Annotated in this window: 15 protein-coding genes; 7 read left to right on the plus strand and 8 right to left on the minus strand. The window is 68.2% G+C overall.

Annotation, left to right across the window (positions count from 1 at the left end; genetic code table 11):
* Positions 1-720: 720 nt before the first annotated feature.
* Complete coding sequence (locus tag J7E88_RS36960) at positions 721-3042, plus strand: tetratricopeptide repeat protein (RefSeq protein ID WP_215177318.1); 2322 nt, start codon at positions 721-723, stop codon at positions 3040-3042.
* Positions 3043-3109: 67 nt separating this feature from the next.
* Here the strand turns inward: J7E88_RS36960 and J7E88_RS35545 are convergent, their stop codons facing one another.
* The 4 genes from J7E88_RS35545 to J7E88_RS35560 form a co-directional block, all read right to left on the minus strand.
* Positions 3110-4348, minus strand: coding sequence for a site-specific integrase (locus J7E88_RS35545; RefSeq protein WP_251022033.1), 1239 nt, complete (start codon positions 4346-4348; stop codon positions 3110-3112).
* Positions 4341-4742: a hypothetical protein gene (locus tag J7E88_RS35550; protein ID WP_251022034.1), complete on the minus strand. Its 402-nt coding sequence runs from the start codon at positions 4740-4742 to the stop codon at positions 4341-4343. Before J7E88_RS35550 ends, J7E88_RS35545 begins: the two co-directional genes overlap by 8 nt.
* A gap of 708 nt (positions 4743-5450) precedes the next feature.
* Positions 5451-6071 carry a site-specific integrase gene (locus tag J7E88_RS35555; protein WP_251022035.1) on the minus strand — a complete coding sequence of 207 codons (621 nt, stop codon included), beginning with the start codon at positions 6069-6071 and terminating at the stop codon, positions 5451-5453.
* A 13-nt stretch (positions 6072-6084) separates the two neighbouring features.
* Complete coding sequence (locus J7E88_RS35560) at positions 6085-6711, minus strand: hypothetical protein (RefSeq protein ID WP_251022036.1); 627 nt, start codon at positions 6709-6711, stop codon at positions 6085-6087.
* Between the two features lie 703 nt (positions 6712-7414).
* On the opposite strand from J7E88_RS35560, the gene J7E88_RS04385 reads away from it, so the two are divergent.
* The 3 genes from J7E88_RS04385 (at position 7415) to J7E88_RS04395 (ending at position 11710) form a co-directional block, all read left to right on the plus strand.
* Entirely contained in the window at positions 7415-8647 is a 1233-nt protein-coding gene (locus J7E88_RS04385) for a hypothetical protein (RefSeq protein WP_215177319.1), read from the plus strand.
* Positions 8648-9599: 952 nt separating this feature from the next.
* Positions 9600-10727 carry a glycosyltransferase gene (locus tag J7E88_RS04390; RefSeq protein ID WP_215177320.1) on the plus strand — a complete coding sequence of 376 codons (1128 nt, stop codon included), beginning with the start codon at positions 9600-9602 and terminating at the stop codon, positions 10725-10727.
* Positions 10728-10732: 5 nt separating this feature from the next.
* Entirely contained in the window at positions 10733-11710 is a 978-nt protein-coding gene (locus tag J7E88_RS04395) for an NAD-dependent epimerase/dehydratase family protein (protein ID WP_215177321.1), read from the plus strand.
* Positions 11711-12982: 1272 nt separating this feature from the next.
* Here the strand turns inward: J7E88_RS04395 and J7E88_RS04405 are convergent.
* Together J7E88_RS04405 and J7E88_RS04410 are read right to left on the minus strand one after the other, a co-directional pair.
* Positions 12983-14041 carry an MraY family glycosyltransferase gene (locus tag J7E88_RS04405; RefSeq protein ID WP_215177322.1) on the minus strand — a complete coding sequence of 353 codons (1059 nt, stop codon included), beginning with the start codon at positions 14039-14041 and terminating at the stop codon, positions 12983-12985.
* On the minus strand, positions 14029-15102 hold the full coding sequence (locus J7E88_RS04410; RefSeq protein ID WP_308307278.1) for a GDP-mannose 4,6-dehydratase: 1074 nt from the start codon (positions 15100-15102) through the stop codon (positions 14029-14031). Before J7E88_RS04410 ends, J7E88_RS04405 begins: the two co-directional genes overlap by 13 nt.
* Positions 15103-15358: 256 nt before the next feature.
* Between J7E88_RS04410 and J7E88_RS04415 the strand changes: the two genes are divergently transcribed.
* The 3 genes from J7E88_RS04415 to J7E88_RS04425 all read left to right on the plus strand — a co-directional run bounded on the left by J7E88_RS04415 (position 15359) and on the right by J7E88_RS04425 (position 19369).
* On the plus strand, positions 15359-16627 hold the full coding sequence (locus J7E88_RS04415; RefSeq protein ID WP_215177522.1) for a nucleotide sugar dehydrogenase: 1269 nt from the start codon (positions 15359-15361) through the stop codon (positions 16625-16627).
* A 130-nt stretch (positions 16628-16757) separates the two neighbouring features.
* The gene (locus J7E88_RS04420; protein WP_215177327.1) at positions 16758-18284 is read left to right on the plus strand and encodes a polysaccharide biosynthesis tyrosine autokinase; all 1527 of its coding nucleotides are present in this window, start codon (positions 16758-16760) and stop codon (positions 18282-18284) included.
* 245 nt (positions 18285-18529) lie between these two features.
* On the plus strand, positions 18530-19369 hold the full coding sequence (locus tag J7E88_RS04425; protein WP_215177328.1) for a glutaminyl-peptide cyclotransferase: 840 nt from the start codon (positions 18530-18532) through the stop codon (positions 19367-19369).
* Between the two features lie 140 nt (positions 19370-19509).
* On the opposite strand, the gene J7E88_RS04430 is transcribed toward J7E88_RS04425, so the two are convergent.
* Both J7E88_RS04430 and J7E88_RS04435 read right to left on the minus strand, forming a co-directional pair.
* Entirely contained in the window at positions 19510-21930 is a 2421-nt protein-coding gene (locus J7E88_RS04430; RefSeq protein ID WP_215177329.1) for a SpoIIE family protein phosphatase, read from the minus strand.
* A 238-nt stretch (positions 21931-22168) separates the two neighbouring features.
* Complete coding sequence (locus tag J7E88_RS04435; protein ID WP_308307279.1) at positions 22169-22612, minus strand: SsgA family sporulation/cell division regulator; 444 nt, start codon at positions 22610-22612, stop codon at positions 22169-22171.
* Positions 22613-22739: the final 127 nt, after the last annotated feature.

Here is a 22739-nt window from a genome sequence, read left to right on the forward strand (position 1 = left end):
GCCGGCGCCCAAGGCACCTCACCGGAGGCCCGGTGGCCCCGGGAAGCCTTCGGCGCGATCTGCATCCACCGAGCGAAGTCTGGCGCGTCCATGCGTGTCACCCGATCCCACGCGACGCCCCATCCGGACAGGAACCTTCTCTGCACTATGTCAAGCAGCGTGGCCAGCAGCAGGCCGGTCACCGCCCGCTGCCGAGCCGCCTCCTCGTGCAACTGCTTCAACAGCGCCAGGCCGATGACCTCGTGAGTGAAGTCCATCGCGAGGGGGCGAGGCATGAGGGGCGCGAGTGCCGCAAGACATCAAGGGCATGCTGGCACATTCGTTGCGCATCAGGGCCCGCTCCGAGGAGAACTGGCGGGCCGGCTCCGGGGCGATCCGCAAGATCCTTCATCGCTCCCGGCCGACCACCGCCTGCGCATCAGGGGACGCGCCAGACGTGTTGTACATCCCTGGGCCGAGTTCGGTCGCGGAGAGCGCCGTCGTGTGCGCGACGTACGCCCGGCGGCACATCGGGCGGTGTATGGGCCGCGGGCCGCGGTGGACAAGACGATCAAGGGGGCGCGCGCGGATGCATCCGTGAGCGCGTTGCGGGAGGCAGAGTTGCCTGTCAGGCTGAGTGCGGTCGCTGGTGAGTGCGGCCGTACCGCTACGGGGGACAGGACGATGCAACCGCGAAGAAGTGCTCTGCTCGGGGCCGTCACGGCTGGAGCGGCTGCGGCGGTGAGCATTCTACTCGGGCCCGTCACCAACTACGCCAGTGCGACGGTCCCGGCCTGGGCCCGCAACCCGGGCGTCGTCTGGGCGGTCTTCGTTCTCCTTGCCACCTTCAGCGTCGGGCTCCTCCTGCTGAGCCGCCGCCTCGACCAGACGTCCGGCGCGGTCGGTGCTCCCCGCGGGGTGGACTCGGTGACCGGCACGACGCTCAGCACCGTGCGGGCCACCTCCTTACGGCCGCCGCACGTCGATCTTCCGCTGGTGCGCGGGCGCGCATCCGAACTCGAGCGGTTGTCGGCACTGCTGACCCGGCCCCCGGACGGTTTCGCAGTGGTGTGCGGAGCCGGAGGTTTCGGCAAGACGACACTGGCAGCGGCGCTGGCCAAGCAGGCGGAGAAGGACGGGTTCACCGTCTTCTGGATCCGCTGGCAGGACAGGGACTCCTTCGTCCTGCAGATGACACAGGTCGCCGTCGCGTGCGGACTGACCGAGGCGGAGCTGCAGGATGCCCGGACCGAGCTCGTCCCGCTGCCCGATGTCGTCTGGTGCCGCCTGGGCAGCGTGCGCAACTGGCTTCTGGTCATCGACAACGTGGATCTGGCCGACCAGCTCAGCCTCGATCAGGGTGCCACCGGTGACTACCGGGGATGGGTGCGGCCCGAGGGGAACGGCCTGCTGCTTCTCACGAGCCGGGATACCAGCCGGGAGACTTGGGGCCCGCGGGCGCATATCGTCGAACTCTCCTCGCTAGACACCCGGGCGGGTGCTCAGGTCCTCTGCGACGCGGCACCTCAGGCAGGTTCACCTGAGGACGCGGAGAAGCTGTCGGAGCGGCTCGGCGGCCTGCCGCTGGCGCTCCGCTCGGCCGCTGCCTATCTCTCCAGGCCGAGCAGCCGCTATCGGTCATTCAACGACTACCGCAGCGCCCTCGACCATGAGCTTCCCGCGCTGATGGGCGCAACGGGACCTGTGCAGCGGGACTCCGACGCGCGTCAAGTGGTGAGGCACACCTGGGAGTTGTCGCTCGACCAGTTGGAAAGCTCGGGCTATCCGGTGGCGCGTCCCTTGATGCGCATGCTGGCCCTTGCAGCGGACGCGCCGATTCCACGCGAGTGGATGACGGTCGGCATGCTCAGGTCGGTCACGGGCCTGCGCGTCCGAGGACGGGACGTGGAGGCCGCGCTGTTGGGACTGCACCAGTACGGCCTCCTCGCGTTCAGCGACGGGACACGGCGAGCGCAGGCTGGTGCTCTGCAGATCCACTCTCTCGTACGTGAGATCAACGAGCTCCTCCTCGGCACGACGGCGGGGGTCGATCCGAGGCTCTGGCAGCGTGCGGCGCTGTTGCGCACCACTGAGCTGGCTGAGCGGATCACGACGGACAGCGTCGACTGGCCGCTGGCCCGCACGCTGGCGCCGCATGTGGAGTTGCTGCTCCGCCCGGGGGCTCCAGCACCTGCGGACAGGGTCGACAATGCCAGGAGCCGGATCCTGAAGAGCCTCTTCGCGGCAGGGGAGTATGCGCTCGCCGCCTCCTTGGCCAGGGCGGCGTACGAAGCCGACGTAGCGACGTTCGGAATGGACCACATCCGCACGGACAAGAGGCGGCACGCTCTCGCCGCGGCGCTCAATCATCTGGGCCTGCACGCCGAAGCCGTCGAACTCCTGCGCCAGACCCTCGCACACCGCGGCCGCGCGCTGGGAGAGGCGCACTACTTCACCTTGCAGACCAAGATCAGTCTGGGGATGGCGCTCAGCCATCTCGGACAGCACCACGAGGCCATAGCTCTGCTGCGGGAGACGGTCGACCAACGTGCGCACATCCTGGGACCGAACCACTCCCTGACGCTTGTCAGCAGCAACAGTCTGGCCAACGCACTTAACGGTGCGGGCCGCTACGCCGAGGCCGCACAGATCCACCGGCAGACGTTCGAGGTGCGGCTCGCCGCATTCGATCCCGACCATGCGTCGGTCCTGCAGAGCAAGAACAACCTGGCCAGTGCCCTCGACGGGATGGGGCAGTACAACGAGGCAGCCGCGATGTTCCGCGAGACGCTGCGGCAGCGTGAAAGTGTCCTCGGCCCCGACCATCCACGCACCCTCGACACTCGTCAGAACCTTGCCCGTGCCCTCTTCCACCTGGGACAGCAAGCCGAACCTGCCGCCCTGCTGCGGCAGACCCTGGAAGGGCGTGAGCGTGCCTTCGGTCCCGACCACACAGCGACGCTCGCGACACGCGAATTCCTCGCGACGGTCGAGTCCGGCCCTACGTTAGGCGTCTTCCGAAGGTGGCGACGACGACCGGACCGCGCGACGCCCAATCCATGACTGGCGCGGTGACGACGGGCCTGCTCCTGTCGGGATCCTCACCCACAAGACGCCGTGCAGCTGCAGGTCACAGCATTTCGTCGGTGGCCCGGAGACCAGGCATGCCGAGATTGACCGGCGCAATGTGAGCCAGCCGCTGGCTCTCTTCGCGTTTCTGACCGAGGAAGGCGAGGGTGAGCTCGATGCCCTCGATCTCTCCGAGCCAGCCCTCCTGCTCGGCACGGGCCCGGCGGGCCACGAGATCGGTCTCAATCTCGTCGAGGCGAGGCAACATGTTGGGGTTGATGTTGAGCATGGGACATCGCAAACAAGCGTGTTCATGCTGGCAAGGGGTGCTGTAGGGCCGAGCGCACCCGCCCAGCTCAACCTTTCGGTGGTCGAAGTGCTCTTCAAACCCGAGCCACTCGGTGTCAGTGACCGGACGGTACTCACCTGTGGGGCGAGCCTGCCGGCGCCGGTCGAGAAAGCCCTGATAGTGGCGGACGACGTCTTCGTTGAACACAGCGACGTAGCCACGAGTTGTTTGCACATTCAAGTGGCCGAGTAGGGCAGCGCCGATGTGGATTGGGAGACCATGGTTCACCAGGTCCGTGGCGAGGAGTCGACGGAAGTCATGCGGGGTGAAGTCGGCGGCGTGGAAGGCGGGCTGGTGTTCCGCGAGCTCGTCGCAACGTCGTTTGAGCATGTTGACTACGGTGGTGTCGGAGATGACCTCGTGGTTCGTGCCGATCCGTCGTTGGAACAGGAACGGCATGGGTGCGCTGCTGCGGCGCTCGTGAGGGTCGTAGCGTGGCAGCAGTGGGATCGTGCGGCCGTCCCGCGTGTGGCGCCGGATGATGGACGCGATGACACCGAACAGTTCCGCGGACATGGGGATGAGGCGTTCCCGGTCACTTTTGGATGGAGCGACCACGAGTAGGGCAATGACTTCCCCGCCTGGCCGTTGGTATTGGCGGATGCTGAGGTGGGTGAGTTCGAGTGCCTCTTCGATGCGGACGCCCGAGTGACGGAGAACTTCGACGATCGCCCACTCCCAGAAAGCGACGTCCTCGGCTGCCGTGACGTTGATGGACTTACCGCTGATTTGGTCGCGGACACGAACGTTCGCGTTTCCTCCGAGCCTGACGCGTCGTTCATCAGCCCGGCTCCACAGCCTCTGGTAGATACGGCCGTCGAGGGCGATGGTCGCTCCGCCGGCAGCGTCAGCGGCTTGTTCCAAGAGCGCGTGGAGGTGGCTGTACCGGTACTCCATGTGCTCCACGAGGGTGCTCAGCAGGGGTTGACGTCGCCGGGTGCGATCATCCATACGCTCCTTGACTCGCTTCCGTAGCCGCGGACGTCCGTGTCGGAGATGGGGCAGGGAGCGACCAGACCGCCCACTGCTCGGGCTCTGCGGCGGCCCAGGCTTGCAGATCGGTGTAGAACGCCCGGACTGCCCTCAAGATCGGATCGAAGTCGCGCGCGCCCTTGCCGTCGGAGCGCACCGCCACCCGATCGCGCCATCGTTGGTAGAGCTCGCTGTCCAACCGCAGGTCTGGTTGGTCGGGTGCGAGATCTTCAATCGTGGACCAGAAGTGGCTGGCGAGGTGCCGGGAGAGACTGTCCAGCGTCGAGTAGTCCAGCTCGGGCTTGCGCCGGTCCAGGTAAGCGGTGAGCAACTGCCGGACGCCGGCGTGCCGGATCTCGTAGCGGTCGACCATCTCCTCGCACCGTCAGCCGTCCCGTCAGCAACGCAGCCTTCAGCGTCGCGGGCCCGTGAGAGGGGAAGTGGCCCATCTCATGGAGCACTTGCCAGGCGAGGTGTCCAGGGAACCGGCCTCCGGCGCCGCGTTGGCCGAGCACCAGCCCCTTGCGGCGGCACTCCCACGCGTAGTGCAGGAATGCCGACGGCGTTAGGTCTCCCAGCGCGATGCCTTGGGTGGTGAGGGCCACGGTGACGTCGAACAGTGCGACGCCATGGTGGACCGGGTTCACCGGTTTGTCGTGGACTGCGGCCCAGAATTTGTCGAGCAGCGGGTCGTTCTGGGCGGTCAGGAAGCGCTGGCCGTAGTACAAGAACGTATTCGAGCGAAAGGCTTCAAGGGACGGCTGGATGACCCGCAGGCAGAACAGGCAGGCCGTGCCCACCCCGATCTGGCTCTTCTCCTTGCGTGTCGATTGCAGATCGGCGACAGGGCGCCCGCGCTCGTTGAAGCCGCTGGCGTCCCACCGCTGCTGCCAACTGTCGCCGGGGAAGGCTCTTAGATGCCGGAGGAGGTCTCGGGCGCCGCGGCTTCGGCGCCAACGATTATCCGCCGAGTTCGTCGGCCACGTCGCGCGTATCGCCGCAGCTACTTCCTCTATGGAGGCGCAAGAGAGATCACCTTGAGGTCGTGGAGGAAAGGCCGGGTCCGGTGCCGGGGCCGCGTTCAGGCTGACGAAGCGGCTGCCTCCCTTCTTGCTCTGACGGAGCGCGGAGCCGGGCTCAGCCACCGAACACCGTCTTGATGTCGTCGGGGTTGTAACCGGTGGCGTAGGTGCGCTGCGGGGCGGGGCCGCGTGTAGTGCTCTTGCAGCTTGTCGTGCATGTCTTCAACCCGCGCGGTCAGGTAGCGGCCTGTCGTGTCGAGATGCGCGTGCCGCAAGATCGTCTGTACCTCGGCGAGGGTGAGCCGGTCGTCCCCGGCCATCCGAGTCGCGGCTGTGTGCCTGGCGTCGTGCAGGCTCCAGTTCGTGCCAAGCTTGGCGTTGGCCCGCTGGAGGATGCGCCGCATCGCCCAGTAGGTCAAAGGTCGAGACTCACCACGGCGGGTACGCCATACTGGCTGGTCTGGCGTCGGCAATCCGTCGGTGGCGAGGTAGCTGCCGAGATAGCGGAAGGCGTTCGGGGACGCCGGCACGGCTTGACGGATACGTGTGCCTTTGCTGATCACATAGATGAGCTGCCCCAGCCAGTCAACATCGCCAAGACCCACCGCCAGCAGCTCGCTCGCCCTGGCCCCGGAAGAGACGTAGAACTCCAGCAGAGCACGGTCGCGGTCACAGCCCATCGTGGCGAATAGTTCATCCCACAGGTGATCCGGGATCGCCCGCGGAGCCTGGACAGGCACCTTCTGCCGCAGCCGGCCCCGGCGGAAAGGCGGAGTCGGCTCCAGCGGGGAGCTGATGTGCGAGCGCTTGCCTGCGCTCTCTCGACGCCGGAACCGGATTGGTCACCGGGCCGACGCCGAAGCGGGCGTGAAAGGCGTAGAAGCCACTGATCACAGTCAGGTAATGGTTGATCGTTCTGGGCGCGTAGTCCTCCCGCAGCGACGGTTTCCCGGTCTTCACGTTCACCGACCCCGGCGGCGGCGAGCCGTTCCGCTTACGGAGCCGCTGTGGGTTACGGGCTTCTCTCAGCCAGCAGACAAGCAGCGCGATCTCGGCCTCGGTGGCAATCTCCCACGACGTCTGCAAGATCCACAGCAGCCGGTGGTACCGCAACAGGTCATACCCGTAGCTCCGGCACGTCAGCGGACTGACGTCCCCCAGCATCAAGTCCCGCAAGTAGACGCTGACTGGCTCAACCTCCCTGCCGTCACCGTCCACCACGACGAACGGAAGGTGAGGCGAGGCCCCCGTGACCACCGTGCCAACCTCTGGAACCGAGTGCTTTCCCTCCATCAGGGCACGTCTCACGTCTTCCACCACACCACGCTCCTGGAGAGACCAAGCGATCCGCTTGGTTCACGATCAAGACATGGTGCAGTTAACAGGTCGAAACCACCGCAGCAGGCCCATCCCGTAGGAGCGGATCGTCGTCGCCGGACTCGAGCACGCCTGGAGCTCCGCGAAGAACGCCGCCACCGGGGCGACGATGGGCCGTCCGCATCAAGCAGCACGTACGGCTGAACCAGCACCTCCACCACGGTCCTGACCAGCGACACGCACCTCATGCCGTACCGACCGGCAACCAACTGACCCGGCTCACCAGCAAAAACGTCAGCACCAGATCGGCATGCAGCCGAGTCACCCACGACACCCCGTCAACAGCGGAAACCGCTACCTACCGCAGTGACATCAGATCGCCGAACCACCACCGACAAACACTCGCGCATCATCAGAACTCGCGGTGTGCTCTGATTCGGTGACCTTTTCGTCCCCCCACTGTTGGCATGATGGTCGGGCATGAAAGGCGGGTTATGGTCGCGGAGATCGGCCCCATGGCCGTACTCGGTGCTCGACTCCGGGGCTGGCTTCGTCACCGCGAAACGTTTGCGCGCAGGAGCGGCGCACAGGCATGCACCCCGAGAAAAGATCGGAAGAGGCTGGCTCATTGACTTTGCTCAGGAGACCAGACGGTGCACGTCCCCGCACCTCGGAGAAGCGGATTGCCTCGGCCGCGGATACTCTCGTGGTATTCGCCGTTGCGGCGCTTCTCCATGTGTGTGTGGTGCTGCTAGTTCATTCGCAGACCTACGGCCACGCCCTGTTTCCCGATGCCTGGGGATACGAATTGGCGAGCGACCGGATCGTCATGGCCTGGCGTGGCGACAGCCCGTTGGAGACCCGCAGTCTGTCGTCCCTGGTCGGCTCGGCGATGTGGGGCTACCCGGCGATCATAGCGGTGTGCAGATTCGTCACCGATGGCGGCTGGCTCGCTGCTAAGACCGTGCTGGCCCTGCTGGCAGCCACTGGCGCGGTGGCGGCGTACAAGTTGGCTCTCGTATCAGGGCGGGGGTTGAAACGGGCCACCGCTGCGGGGCTGCTGGTGGGCACGAGTCCGTCCCTCTTGCTCTGGGACGCCTGGGGCCTGAAGGACGGGCTGCTCACCAGCCTCGTCCTGTGGTCTCTGCTCTTTCAGGTTCGGGCGCGCTTCTCGCTGGCCTGCGTCGCCACGGTGCTGAGCATCTGCACATGTCTGTACATCAGACCCGCCACGGCGCTTCTCCTCGCGGCCGCCCTGCTCGCCCGGGCCAGGTTCCGACGCGAGTACCTGTTGGGTTCGTTGATCATCGCAGGGGCCACCGCAGTCTTCATTCTCCCCCGGCTGCTTCCCCTCATCGGGCTCCTGGACGTTCTGGAGATCAAGGAAGGGACCCCTCTGGACTTCACCGGCGGATACGGCTCCCAGAATCTGCTGAGCAACCCTCAGTACCTGGTGACCCTGCTGTTGGGGCCGTTCCCTTGGATGTACGGCCCGGGAACGGCCAGCCCGGAACGCTGGCTTTATCTGGGCACCGTCATCTGGATCGCGTCCCTTGCTCTTGCGCCCACCGCCTTGCGCAAGGCGTGGGCGGACACCACCGGCGTGGGCCGCGCCGCCGTGGTGGGTGCGTCCGCCTACGCCGCCATGTATATCGCTACCTTCGGTAGCTCCTTTTATCGGCAGCGCTCCCTTCTCGAATGCATGCTGCTGCTCCTGGTGGTGCTATACCTCCCCCTCTCCCCGGCCCGGGCCATGATGCGGGTCCATGTGTGGCTAGGCCTCATCGCGGCCGTGGCCGTTGTGCACAGTCCGCACCTCACACCCACGCCGTGGAGCAAATGGCTGGCTGTGGGTGCCATGGGCCTGGCTCTGACCGTGGTCTTGGTCTACGGCTTCCGACAGGGCGCTGCACATCGACCGCGTGACCACCGTACGTAAGCACGCTCACGGAAGCACGGCCCGGTGACCGAATCACCGCGATTCCTTGCCCTCCCTGCGATGGCGGGCGTACCAGGAGCACTGAGCTGCTCGTGCCGCAATGCCGTCACGACCGGCATGTCGTCAAGGGGCGTTTCACGGCCCGGGGCGAGCACAAGCACACAATGTTGGCTGTCCTCCGCCGCCGTGGGTGACGCGGTGACCCACGGGCGACCGACGGGCGCACCGTTTCGTGTGCTCGTGGTCTGCCCGGCGGTCACGCTGGTGAGTGTGTAGACGTTATCGCCGGTCGTGCGGTCGGTGCGTCGGTGCTTGATATGGAGGGCCTGCCGGGCTCGGGGAAGAGGAGGCTGTTCTCGGTGACGACCTTGATCCGGGGGGAATGTCAGAGCGCTCCGGCAGCGGCTGGAAGCGGGTGAAGATTTCCTCGCCGGCACCTCCGCCGATGAATCGGTCAACGGGACGTAAACAGCGCTTCATGAAGGTCATGGCCTCGAAGTCCGGCAGGTCGCCGAAATAGAGTAGGTGGCCCACCTGAGTGCTGTCAGGATGGGCCAGGAACCGCATGCTGTCGTAGATCTCCAGGTCGAAGGGCCTGCCAACCAGGCGTTTATGCGTCTCCGAAAGCGCCATGCGCGCGTAGGCCCCATGCGGTGGCCCCGGCCGGCCGGGTGGTTCCAGATCAGTATGAGTACTTCCTGCACGGTAGTCGGCGGGCTCCTGCGTCCGACGAAAATGGCAGCGCTTTGCCGCCCGTCACCTGAACGAGAAACGCTCGGTTGGATCTGTGCCGCTCATATCCGGCGCGAACCAGGCGCGCCACGCGGGCTTCCCGTGCCCTTGACGGACAGTTGACTGCGCTCCGCCTAATATCGGTCACATGTCGACCGCCCCGCAGCGAACCAGCGGTTCCGGAATTCCTCGCCTGCGCGTGATGAGGGTGATCGCGCGAATGAACATCGGTGGTCCGGCCGTCCAGGTCTCGGCACTCATGCGTGGCATGGATCCCGAGCGATTCGAGCACCGCTTGGTCACCGGTTTCGTGGGTCCTGGAGAGGCCGACCATCTGGATCAGCGTGCGCCCGGCCTCCCGGTGCACCGGATCAACGGCCTGGGACGTGCTGTGCGGCCCACGGACGACGCACGCTGCCTCGCCGAACTCGTGGCGGCCATGCGTCGGTTCCGGCCCCACATCGTTCATACGCATACGGCGAAAGCCGGCGCGCTCGGCCGGACCGCCGCCGTGCTGGCCCGGGTGCCCGCAAGAGTGCACACCTTTCACGGCCATCTCCTGCACGGCTATTTCCCCCCGGCGAAGACCAAGGTCGTGGTGGCCGCCGAACGAGGGCTCGCGGCCCTCACGGACCGTTTGGTCGCCGTGGGTGGGCGGGTACGCGACGATCTCGTCGCCGCGGGTATCGGAAAGGCCGCTCAGTACACGGTGGTTCCGCCCGGCACCAGTCTCGCCCCCGCGCCCGACCCCGCGAAGGCCAGGAGCATGCTGGGACTCCCGCAGGGGTGCCCGGTGGTCGCGTACGTCGGGCGCATCACTGCGATCAAGCGTCCCGACCGCCTCCTCGCCGTTGCCCGCGAGGTCCACCGCGCCGTACCGGAAGCGCACTTCGTGGTGTGCGGAGCAGGCGACCTCCTCCCGGATCCCGAAGCGGTCGCCGAACTCGGCGACTCGCTGCATCAGCTGGGCTGGCGCGCGGACGTCGAGACCGTGTACGCCGCGGCCGACATGGTGCTGCTGACGTCGGACAACGAAGGCATGCCGGTGAGTCTGATCGAAGCCGGCCTCGCCGGACTGCCGACCGTGGCCACCGACGTCGGAAGTGTCGCGGAGGTCGTGCAGGACGGAACGACAGGACTCCTGGCCGCACCACGGACCGCCGATATCGCACGCCACACGGTGACTCTTCTGCGCGACGCGCAGCTGCGCCGGGAGATGGGGGCACGGGCGCGTGCGTTCGCCACCCGGCGCTTCGGCGAGGAGCGCCTGGTGGCCGACACACAGGCCCTCTACACCTCCATCGCCGTCGCCCGCGGCTGGTGGACCGCACCCTCGTCCGAAAGGTGAGCACAGTGAACGTCCTTGTTACCGGAGGTGCCGGGTTCATCGGCGCCAACCTGTGCCGAGAGCTCGTGGAGCGTCCGAACGTGGGCAAGGTCATCGCAGTGGACGACCTGAGCACGGGCTCCGCGGCCAACCTCGCGGGAACCGACGTGGAACTGGTCGAGGGCAGCATCCTCGACCCCGGACTCCTCGACAATTACGTGCCCGGAATGGACGCCGTCGTGCATCTCGCGGCACGCCCGTCCGTACCTCGCTCGCTGGCCGACCCGGTCGCCAGCCATCACGTCAACGCGACTGGCACGGTCACCGTCCTCGAGGCATGCCGGCGCGCGGGCGTCCCCGTGGTCGCCGCCTCGTCCTCCTCGGTCTACGGAGCCACCGAGGTCCTGCCGAAGCACGAGGATCTGGCGACCCGGCCACTGAGCCCCTACGCCGCGAGCAAGCTCGCCACGGAGGCGTACGTCCTCGCCTACGGCACCTCGTTCGGCCTGCCCACCCTGGCGTTCCGCTTCTTCAACGTCTACGGGCCGCTGCAGCCGGCCGGCCATGCGTACGCCGCCGTGGTCCCGGCCTTCATCGACGCCATGCTGCGCGGCACACCCGTGCGGATCTTCGGCGACGGACTGCAGAGCCGGGACTTCACCTATGTCGGAACCGTGGTCCGCGTGCTGGCCGACGCGGTGATGCGCAAGGTCTCCTGCGACCGTCCGGTGAACCTCGCCTTCGGCACCCGGGTCACCGTTCTCGACCTCGCCCGGGACCTCATGGACATCACCGGACTGCCGGCCGACATCCGGCATGAGCAGCCGAGGGCGGGGGACGTCCGTGATTCCCAGGCGGCGGACGACCTGCTGCGCGAACTCTTCCCCGACATCGTCCAGGTGCCTCTGGAGCAGGGACTCGCGAAGACGGTGAGCTGGTTCCGCACGCTCCCCGACTATGCGGTGCGGCAGCCCGCCGAGCCCGTTCCGGTGGACGTGGGCTGACGGGCGGCGCGGAGGATCTGCTTTTTCCTCGCCGCGGTTCTTGTACGACTCAGGCGATGACCGCGGTCACGACCTCGCCGACGGCTCCAGCTCCGGCGGGGAGCCTTTCCGGCCGGCGGAAAGCAGGTGTCCGATCCCGACCAGCGTTGGGAGCGAGGGTGCCGACTTCGTTACCGCCGCGGTGCGGCCCGGTTCGTGCTCGGTGGTGAGGTAGGAGGCGATCGCTGCCGTCGCTTGCGTCGGTACGGGACGCCGGTCGGCATGGTCCGACGAAGCGGGGCGCGCACGTCCTCCCGGGACGTGACGAGACCGACGATCGCCACGGCCACCGACCCGAACAGGTCCGCCAGGGCGCCGGCGACGCTGCCGACCCTGGCGGACTCGCGCAGGGCGGCGGCCTGGTTGTCGATCCGGCGATGCGCTCCGCACGAGCTCGCCGAAGAAGGCGTCGAAGCCGGCGAAGTGCCGGTGCAGGACGCCCTTGGCGCAGCCTGCCTCCGTGGTGACCGACCGGCCGGTCAGCGCGCTCGGCCCGTCCCGGAGCAGGACACGCTCGGCGGCGTCGGACAGCCGCTCGCGCACGTCGCGGACGCTACCCCGTCGGCACGGTGCACCTTCGCTCGGACCTCCGACCTGGCACGCGGCACGGACTCGAAGCCGGGGCGGCGACGTTCGAAGAAGCCTGGGGCCCGGCCGGCCGGAGTTCGATGCGGTCGTCTCCGGCAAAGCCTGGCACCGGGTGAACCCGGCGGCGGGAGCGGCCAAGGCGACGTGGGCGCTACGGCCCGGTGGCAGGCCAGCTGTGTTCTGGAACGTGGGCCGACCCTTGCCCGGACCGGCGCGGTCCTTCGCCGAGGTCGGTCGCCGGGTGACGCCCGCCCCGCTCGCTGCCCGCCAATGGACGACGCCGGCTGTGCACGGCTACTCGGTGCCACCAGGGCGGCCGACGGGATACGGGAGCAGGCGTGTTCGGCGAGCCGGAGCAGTGGCGATTGGACGGGGAACGGTCCTGCACCCGGAACGCGTAGCTGGACCACTGCCCACGACCGGCGGGCAACCCCCGGCTCCCGCCGACCGAGCTGGAAGAGGTGCTGCGGGCATCGGCGCCGCCACCGACGCGGCGGGAGGGGCAGGTTCACGATGCGCTACGCCACGTGGGGGTAACTGCGGCCGCGGGCCGACCCGGCGACACGGTCCGTCTGACTGGGGCCTGCGGGCCACCTCCTCGTCGTCGCCGACGTGGGTGGTGGCCCCGGGCCGCCACTGAGGCCGTCACGCCACCTTGCTGTGGCTGCCCTCAGCGCTGTTCGTCGGAATCGCGCTGTAGACGGGGACTCGCAGAAGCCGGAGCCAGACGACGGCGGTCACCGCGACAACACTGATCAGCACGACCGGCTGCGGGACCGTCTTGAGCATGATCAGGACGGCCGTCAGGCTCGTCATCGCCGCGAAGCCTCCGATGGCGACGGCCACCTGTCGAACCGTCAGCCCGAGCTGCTGGAGCCGGTGTGCGATGTGGTCCTTGCCGCCCTGCAGCACAGGCCGCCCTTCTCTGCGCCGCGCCACCATGACCAGGCCGGTGTCCGCGGTGACCACCAGCGTGATGAGCAGCAGACTGCCGTACCCGGAGAGCGCGGTGCTGTCCTTGTGCAGGGTCATGCTTGCGGACGACACCAGGAAACCCACGAAGAGCGCGCCCGCGTCACCGAGAAAGATGCGCGCAGGGTGCCAGTTGTGGAAGAGGAATCCGGCACAGGCCCCGGCCAGGGCGGCGGTGACCGCGGCGGTGCCGATCAGACCGGCGGACAGCGCGGCGCAGCAGAGGAATGCCGCGATGATCGCGGCCACCGTGGACACCACGCCGTCCATGTTGTCCAGCAGATTGAACGCATTGGTGGTGAAAAGGATCCACATCACGGCGAGGACCGCGTCGAGCCACGTGCCGAAGAGCACGGGATGGCCGCACCACGTGACGACCACAAGCGCCGCGGCCGCCTCGACGGAGAGCCGCACCCGGATACTGAGCGGACGCAGGTCGTCGACGAGACCGAGCACGGCGATCACAGCGGCACATCCGAGTACGACGCCAAGGGTGGAGTCACTCCCGCCCGTAGCGAACATCACCAGACTCGCGGAGCCCGCCGTCGCCACTGCGACGGCCATACCGCCCAGATAGGGCGTGGGGGAGACATGCACCTTACGTGCCGCGGGCTGGTCGGTGTATCCCCGCCGCACGGCGAGGAGACGCAGGGGCTCGGTCAGCAGAGCGGCTACCGCCAGAGCCACCAGCCCCGCGAGCGCCGTCACCATCCATGGACTCAGACCGGACATGGACTCAGCCCCACCGCCCGGCCGTCGGTGTCGCCGGTGTGTCCTTCGTCCGTGCGACCGGAAGCGGCCACGTGCTCGTGCTGCCGCATTTCGCCGCGGGCGTCCGCCACGGCGTCCGCGAGGATGTCGTCGAGGTTCCGCCGTGGTTGCCAGCCGGTGAGGGCCCTCAGTTTGGTCGTGTCCGGGACCCGGCGGTCCATGTCCTCGAATCCCGGTCCGTAGGCCTCGTTGTAGGAGACTCGCTCTACGGCCGACGCGCTCTTCGCATACGTGATGAGGCGTTCGGCGAGATCGAGAATGCTGATCTCCTCGTCGCTTCCGATGTTGAAGGTCTCTCCCTCGGCCTCCGGACGGTCGATCAGCGAGACGAGTGCCGCGACCACGTCGGTGACATGGAGAAAACAGCGGCTCTGCCGACCGGTGCCGTAGACGCTGAGCGGCTCCCCCCGTACCGCCTGTCGGGCGAATCTCGGAATCACCATGCCGTAGGCCGGGCTCTGCCGGGGGCCGACCGTGTTGAAGAAGCGCACGATAGTGGCACGCAGTCCGTACTCCCGGCGGTACAGCTCGGCGAGGATCTCGTCCACCGCTTTGGCCGTGCTGTAGGACCATCGCGGCACGGATGGACTTCCCAGAATGCGGTCGGACATCTCGGTCAGCGGCCCCGAGGAGTTCTTGCCGTAGATCTCGGATGTGCTGGCCAGAATCACCGGCCGGCCATGGCGGTAAGCCGCTCCGATGACCGTTTCTGTTCCCTTGGTGTTAATGGTGAAGGATCTCAGTGGCTGCTCGACAATAAGCTTCACCCCAACTGCTGCCGCCAGGTGGACGACCCGGTCGCATTCACCTACCAGCTTGTCGACCAGCGGCGCATCCAGCACGGAGCCGTGGACGAACTGGAAGTGTCCGTGATTGCGTGCGCCGGCAAGGTTCTGCAGGCGTCCGGTACTGAGATCGTCGAGTGCGACGACTGGCTCACCACGGGCGAGCAGCGCGTCGACGAGATGGGAGCCGATGAATCCGGCTCCGCCGGTAACCAGGTACTTCGGATGGTCCGTCACGCCGTCACTCCATGTCTGTGGGTGGGGCATTGCCAGGGTCATGTGCACCGGCGACGCAGGGCAACGATAGCCCGGGACGGCACAAACAGAGTGAATTTACAGACCGGTTAGTCCACATGCCCGACGCTCGAAGTACAGGATGACTCTGTTTGCCTGAAGCAGTGTCACTCAGTAGTTGTGTGGCGAGGGAAGCCTGGCATACATCGCGAATATTCCACCGAAGAATTCAGCTGGGCAGGCGAGAGGAGAGTCAGACGTGTCGGTGTCAGAGCAAAAGGTGGTCGTCGTCGGCCAAGGGTATGTGGGCCTTCCACTCGCCATTCGCGTGGTCGAGGCCGGGCACAACGTCGTGGGTCTCGACGTGGACGAGATGCGCGTCAAGCGCCTGGCAGCCGGCGAATCGTTCGCCGAGGACGTCACGTCCGCCCGCCTCCTGGCCGCCCTCAATTCGGGCCGCTACTGCCTCAGTACCGACTACGCGGATGCCGCGGGCTTCGACGTGTGCGTCATCACGGTGCCCACACCGCTGAAGGACGGCGCGCCCGACCTGAGTTTCGTGGAAAGCGCTGCGCAGGCAGTCGCCCCGCACCTCCGGGCCAACGCCACGGTGATCCTCGAGTCCACCACGTACCCGTGCACGACCGAACACGTCGTGCGCCCGCTCCTGGAGGCTCACAGCGGTCTTCAAGCCGGCGAGGACTTCTTCCTGGGATACAGTCCGGAACGGATCGACCCGGGAAACCCGACCTGGCGGCTGGAGAACACACCGAAGGTGGTCTCCGGGGTCGACGACGTCTCACTGCGGCATGTCCAGGACTTCTACAACGACGTGGTGGACCGTACCGTCCCGGTGAGTTCACCGCGCACGGCGGAGCTGACAAAGCTTCTGGAGAACACGTTCCGGCATGTCAACATCGCCCTTGTGAACGAGCTTGCCATGTTCTGCAGGCCGCTCGGCATCGACATCTGGGAAGTGATCGACGCGGCGTCGACCAAGCCATTCGGATTCATGCGCTTTCTGCCCGGGCCCGGCGTCGGCGGTCACTGCCTGCCGATCGATCCTTCGTATCTCTCATGGCAGGTCAAACAGGCTCTGCAGCACGACTTCCGCTTTGTGTCACTCGCCAACGACATCAACAGTCATATGCCCGACCATGTGGTTCTCCGGGTGGCCAGAGGACTCAACACACGGCGCAAGCCCGTCAACGGCAGCCAGATTCTGGTCCTCGGGCTCGCTTACAAGAGGAACACCGGTGACGTCCGGGAATCCCCTTCCGTTGCCGTCGCCCAGGGCCTCCAGAAACTCGGCGCTCACGTCCTCGCGGTGGAACCGTATGTCGAACCGTCGCAGCTCCCCCAGGACATCCTGTGTGTCGAACTCACCGAGGACCAGGTCGCGTCGGCCGACGCAGTGGTAGTCGCCACCGATCACGATGCCTTCGACTACGCGATGGTGGAGCGTGTCGCCGATTACGTGTTCGACGCGTGCAACCGTTGCCGTTCAGGCGCCGCCGAGCGCCTCTGAGGAGGCGCCGATTCACTCCGCTGAGGTTACTGAGGGTATTGGGTGGCCGAACACGCATGCCGTGTGCCAGAAATTCTCGGTGCGGACCCTAAGGTGACTGACCAATTACTCGCTCTGATCGGGGAAGACCTTGGATTTTCACCAATACCTACGAGTCCTTTCCCGCCGATGGCGTGTCATCGCCCTGGTGGCTTTGCTGGGGACGGCGACAGGTGTCTTCGCAAGTGTTTTCGCCACTCCCGAGTACCGGGCGACGACCACACTTTTCGCCTCCCTCCAAGGTGGCGACGACACGTCCCAGCTCAACCAGGGGAACTCGTTCACCCAGGCAAGAGTTCAGTCCTATGCCGATATCGTGGCCAGCCCCGAGGTGACCACTCCGGTCGTGAAATCCCTCAAGCTGAAGCTGACACCGAGTGAACTGGGCTCTCGCATCTCGGCCGAGGCTCCGGTGAACACGGTGCTGGTCCGTCTGACCGTCACCGATACCCGTGCGGCGCGAGCCGCCCGGATCAGCAATGCCGTCGCCACCCGCTTCGCCCAGGTGATCAGGGAACTGGAGAGTCCCCGCGGGGACACGGCCGAGTCCCCGGTGCGGCTCACCGTCATCGAGCCCGCGGCCGTGCCGTCCGCCCCCTCGTCACCGAAGATTACGCTCAACGTCGCACTCGGCCTGGCCGTGGGCCTGGTCCTCGGGCTGGGGATCGGGGTCGCGCTGGAGACGGTGGACACGTCGATGCGGGACTCCAAGGCCCTGGCCGAGTGCCTGGCGGCCGCTGCCGGGCCCCCTCTGCTGTCCAGCATCGTGCACGACTCGCGAGCCGCACGGCGCCCGGTCTCCCTGCGCGACGATACGCACAGCACGCGTGCGGAGGGCTTCCGGAAGTTGCGGGTCAATCTTCAGTTCGCCGAAGTGGGCAAACAGCCGAAGGTCATTGCCGTCACGAGCCCGCTGCCGCGTGAGGGCAAGAGCAGCGTGTCGGTCAACCTGGCCGCCACACTGGCCGAGGAAGGCGCCAGGGTGTGCCTGATCGACTGCGACCTGCGCCGCCCTTCCGTCCACTCGGCCCTCGGCCTCGTCAGAGACGCCGGGCTGACCACTGCTCTGGTCGGCAAGGCCGGGGTGCGTGAGGTGCTGCAGACAGCAGGGTCCTTCTCGGTGCTCACCAGTGGGATGATTCCCCCCAACCCGACCCAGATCCTCGGCAGTGCCCAATTCGCGTCCGTGCTGGAGGAGCTCGCCGAGGAGTTCGACCACGTCGTCGTGGACACCGCTCCGGTGCTTCCGTTCGCCGACACCCCGGCGATGGCACACGCCGTCGACGGATACCTGCTCGTCGCACGTGCCGGACGGACGAGCAAGAGTCAGATCCTCGATGCCCTGGGCGTCCTCGAACGCGTCAACGTGCCTGTACTGGGCGCTGTCCTGAACGCGGCTCCGGCACGGGGCGACGGTGAGGCGCACGGCTATGCATACCGGTACCAGCCGAAGCCGGAGCCGTCAGGCCGCCTCTCGGCGCTCGTGTCGGCGCGTCTGTCGTCCGTGGTTCCTCGCCGTGGGTCGTCCGCCAACGGCCGTTTTGCCAAAGGTCGCTCCATCAACGGTCGTTCCGTCAACGGTCATACGGAGCCGGTGTCGGCCAAGACGAGGTCGTAGAACCGGACGGCCTGGGGCATCCCAGGCACGGGCCGTCCTGCCAGGTCCGGCGATGCCAACGGGGCATCGCCGGACCTGGCCGTTCCGGGGGCCGGGGCCCGGGGGTTCCGCCTGCTCCTGGATGCCGGCTCGGCAGGGCGCTGCGCGCCGCGGTGGCCCGGGCGGTTGCGCCATGGGGACGACCGTCGCGAGCCGGTCCGGCGGGCACACCCGATCCGGCCGGGCCCGTGTGCCAGTGTGCAGCCATGCGGCTTGCATGCGTGGTCCCCGTGGCGGTCGTCGCTCTGGTCGGCGGGATGCTCGTCGGCTCGTGCGACACGGGCGACGGAGCCGTGGATCACGAACGGAGCATGCCCGGGCAGACAGCGGCACGGGTCGAGCGGTTGACGGTCCGGGTCGTCGAGACCCTGCCTCATGACCCGACGGCCTTCACCCAGGGCCTGGAGATGGCTCACGGCATGCTTTACGAGAGCACGGGCGTGCCCGGCCGCTCGACGATCAGGGCAGGTCGGCCCGGCACCCCGCCGGCGCGGCGCGCCAAGCTTCCCCCGCCGCTGTTCGGCGAGGGAATCACCGTCATGGGACCGACGCTCTGGCAGCTCACCTGGCAGAACGGCATCGCCATCGAGCGGGACGCCAGAACGCTGGCCGAACTGCGCCGGGTGCCGTACGAGGAGGAAGGCTGGGGGGTATGCCACCAGCGGCACCGCGGCCGGCTCGTGACGACCGACGGCACCTCCCGGCTCGTCTTCCGGGACCCCCGAACTCTAAAGAAACGGGGCGAGGTCGCCGTCACCGCCCAGGGGCAGCCGGTGGGACGGCTGAACGAGCTGGAATGCGTAGGCGACCTCGTGTACGCGAACGTCTGGCCCACCGATCGGATCGTACGCATCGACTCCCACTCCGGCGAGGTGACCGGGGACATCGCCGTTCCGTCCCTGATGAGCGAAGCCGAGAGACGGCATGCGGACGTCCTGAACGGCATTGCGGCGGTTCCGGGGACCGATCAGTTCCTGCTGACGGGCAAGTGGTGGCCCAGGATGTTCCGGGTTGTATTCGTCCCGGTGGCGGGTGGTGGAGGCTAGCCCCGACGCCCGACGCCCGACTGCTGCGACGCCAAGTATCCGACCCGCTCAGGGCCTGTCGGCCGACAAGGTCGGAAGTGCCCGGGCGCAGGCCCTGTCCGGGGGTGGGAGAGCGGCCTTTTCCGTGCGCCGGCCGCGGCTCAGACGTCGGTGGGTGTCACCGGGATGTCCGCCCAGACCTGCTTGCCGCCGCTGAGCGGCACCGAGCCCCAGGCGGCGGTCATCGCCTCGACGATCAGCAGGCCCCGGCCGCCGGTCGCCTCCCAGTCCAGGTTGGCCGGCTTGACCGGGCTGCGCGGTGACGCGTCGTTCACCGCGATCCTCAGCCGTTCCGCCGACAGGGTCAGATTGAGCCGTACCTCGCCCCTGGTGTGCGCGATGGCGTTCGTCACGAGCTCGGACACCACCAGCAGGGCCACGTCGGCCAGGTCCGGCACACCCCACGCACGCAGCGTCCGCCCCGTGAAGCGGCGTGCGTGCATCACGGCGTCCGGCAGCCGCCACACCGTCCAGTGGGTCCGTTCGGGGCGGGCCCGGCTGCCGTCGTAGCGCAGCAGCAGTACGGCCACGTCGTCGTCGCGGCCGTCGGCACTGCCCAGCAGTGCGTCGGCGACCCGGCCCGTGTCGGCGGGGTCGGCCGCCGAGAGGACCTCGCGGACGCGGCCCATGCCGTCGTCGAGCGCGAGGTGCGCGGACTCGACGAGCCCGTCCGTGAGCATCGTGAGCAGCGTTCCTGGGGCCAGGCCGGCCTCCGTCATGGGGAACTCGGCGTCCGCCAGCACGCCCAGCGGCGGCCCGCCCTCGACCTCCAGTTCCTGCGTCGTCCCGTCGGGGTGGCGCAGTACGGGCGGCAGGTGCCCGGCCCGTACGAACCTCGCGTTGCCCTCCTCCATGTCCAGCTCGCAGTAGAGGCAGGTGGCGAACAGGTCCGTCTCCATGCCCATCAGCAGCCGGTTGGCGCGCGCGACCACCACGTCCGGCGGATGGCCCTCCACCGCGTACGCGCGCACCGCCGTGCGCATCTGGCCCATGATCGTCGCGGCGGCGGCGCTGTGGCCCTGGACGTCGCCGATGACGAACGCCACATGGTCGTCGCCCAGCGGGATCACGTCGTACCAGTCGCCGCCCACCTCCAGGCCCGCCGTCGCCGGCAGATAGCGGGCGACGGCGACCCCGCCGGGCAGCGTCGGGAGCTTACGGGGCAGCAGGCTGCGCTGGAGCATCGTCGCCAGCTCGTGGCCTGCGTCCAGCGCGTGGGCGCGGGTCAGGGCCTGCCCCACCAGGCCTGCCACCGCGGTCAGCAGCGAGCGCTCCTCCGGGCCGAACCCGTGCGACTCCTCCCAGCCCACCAGGCACACGCCGACCATGCGGCCGTCGGCGGGCAGCGGCAGCACGGCAAGGCCGCCCGGCCCGATCCCGGCCAGGCCCGCTTCGAGACCGGCACCCGAGGGCCACAGGCTCAGGTGGCCCTCGCGCAGCGAACTCTGCAGCGTGGGCAGGGCGTGGCACGCCGCGTCCGGCCATTCCGAACGCCACTCGGACTGCCACAGCTGCGGCCAGGACTGGTGGTCCGGCGGGTCCAGGGCGGTGACGAAGAGCCGGTCGGCCTCCAGCTCCGCCACCGCGATCCGGTCGGCGTCCAGCCGGCCGCGCAGGGTGGAGACGACCAGTCGGCTGACCTCCCGCACGGTCGTGGCCCCGGCCAGCTTCGCGGACAGCTCCTGCACGACCGCGACCTCGTCGGCGGTGGGACGCAAGTAGGCGGCGTCGGCGACGACGCCGAGTATGCGCTCCGGTGTCCCGTCGGCGCCGAACCGCAGCCGGCACCGCAGCCCGAGCCAGCGCAGCTCACCGCCTGGACGCCGGACGCGGAACGCCAACTGGCCTCCTGCCGCCGCCAGTCGGCCGGGCTCCACGATCTCCATGAGTGCCGGGACGTCGTCCGGCACCGCGCAGGCGAGCAGGGTCTCCGCCCGGCCGTCGAACCGCTCGGGCGGCATGCCGAGCAGTGTCAGCATCTGCGGGTCGGCGTCCATCGCGCCGGTGCTCAGCGTCAGCGTGAACGCGCCGCCCTGCGGCGGCACCAGGGACGGGCCGCGCGACCGCGTCTCCGCCCGGCCGGCGGAGCGGGCCGCGGCCGCTTCGAGCCCGGCCGCGACCTGATCGGCGTACAGCTCCAGCAGTGTGCGGCGGTCGGTGTTGAAACCGTCGCCGACCTCCCCCGCGACCAGGAGACAGCCCAGTTCCCGCGCGCCGCGGCCCAGCGGCAGCGCCCCCAGGGACAGGGAACCGTGGGGGGAGCCGGGCCCGGGGTGCAGGAAGGGCGCGTCCGCGCCCGTTCCGTACGCGGCGACGTCCGACGGTCCCAGCCACAGCGGCCGGCCCGCGCGGTAGGCCAGCGCGGCGGGGGAGCGGCTGGTCAGCGGTACCTGTGCCGGCAGCCCGTGCGTCCCGCCGCGGTCCCCGGCCACCTCGGCCAGGCGCAGACCGCGGCGCTCCTCGGCGAGCACGTAGACAGCCGCCAGCTCGGCACCGCAGAACGCAAAGTCTTGCCTTGTCAAAGTTTGTACCGCCTCCGTGCGCGGACAGGCGTCACCTGTCTTCCATGCTGCCGTTCACCGGACGTCCGCAGCTAGTCGGACGTCAGGACGAGGCGGACGAAGAGAGGCGAAGAGAGGGAGCAGGGACTGAATGATGCCCGCGCGGGCGGCCGGGGGAAGCCCTCCTACGACAAGTGGGCGAAATGTCCGCCCGGGGAGGCAGTCACCATGAAAGGCGGCGAACCGCGGCCGGAGAGCCTCAGGGGGTCGCCGGGACGACCAGCCGCTCCCGGCCCGGCGGCACCAGCCGCATCGTCCGCTCCAGCCACGCGGTCAGTGCCACGGCGGGTGCGCGCAGCACGGCGTTCCCGTCGGGCGTCGACAGCGAGATGCAGACCGTGCCGTCCTCCCCGTGGACGCCGACGGGCCAGATCCGTACGTCGCCGTCGCCGCTCGGCCGGTACACCCCGTCGATGAGCAGGTCCCGCCCGAACCTCCAGCCGATCGGGTCGGGCGTGTCGATGTGGAAGGCGAAGTGCACGGCGTACGGGTCGCTGACGCGGTACGTCAGCCGGGTCGGCACGGCCACCGGGGTGCGCGCGGCCGACTGGGCGGCGAGTACGAGGACGAACTCCAGCTCACGCTCCACGACCGTGCGCGCGTCGGGCGCATCCTCCAGGAAATCGGGCGGGCGTGCAGGCACTTGACGGGCTCCTCACCCATGCGTGGGGTCTTCTGACGAGGAATCAACACCACGGATGCCCCCGTGGATAGCGTCCGTCGGCGGCAGGGTCGCTTAGACCGCTTAATACTCCAGCTGTAGATCGTGA

The organism is Streptomyces sp. ISL-10 (assembly GCF_018614575.1).
Lineage (GTDB): Bacteria > Actinomycetota > Actinomycetes > Streptomycetales > Streptomycetaceae > Streptomyces.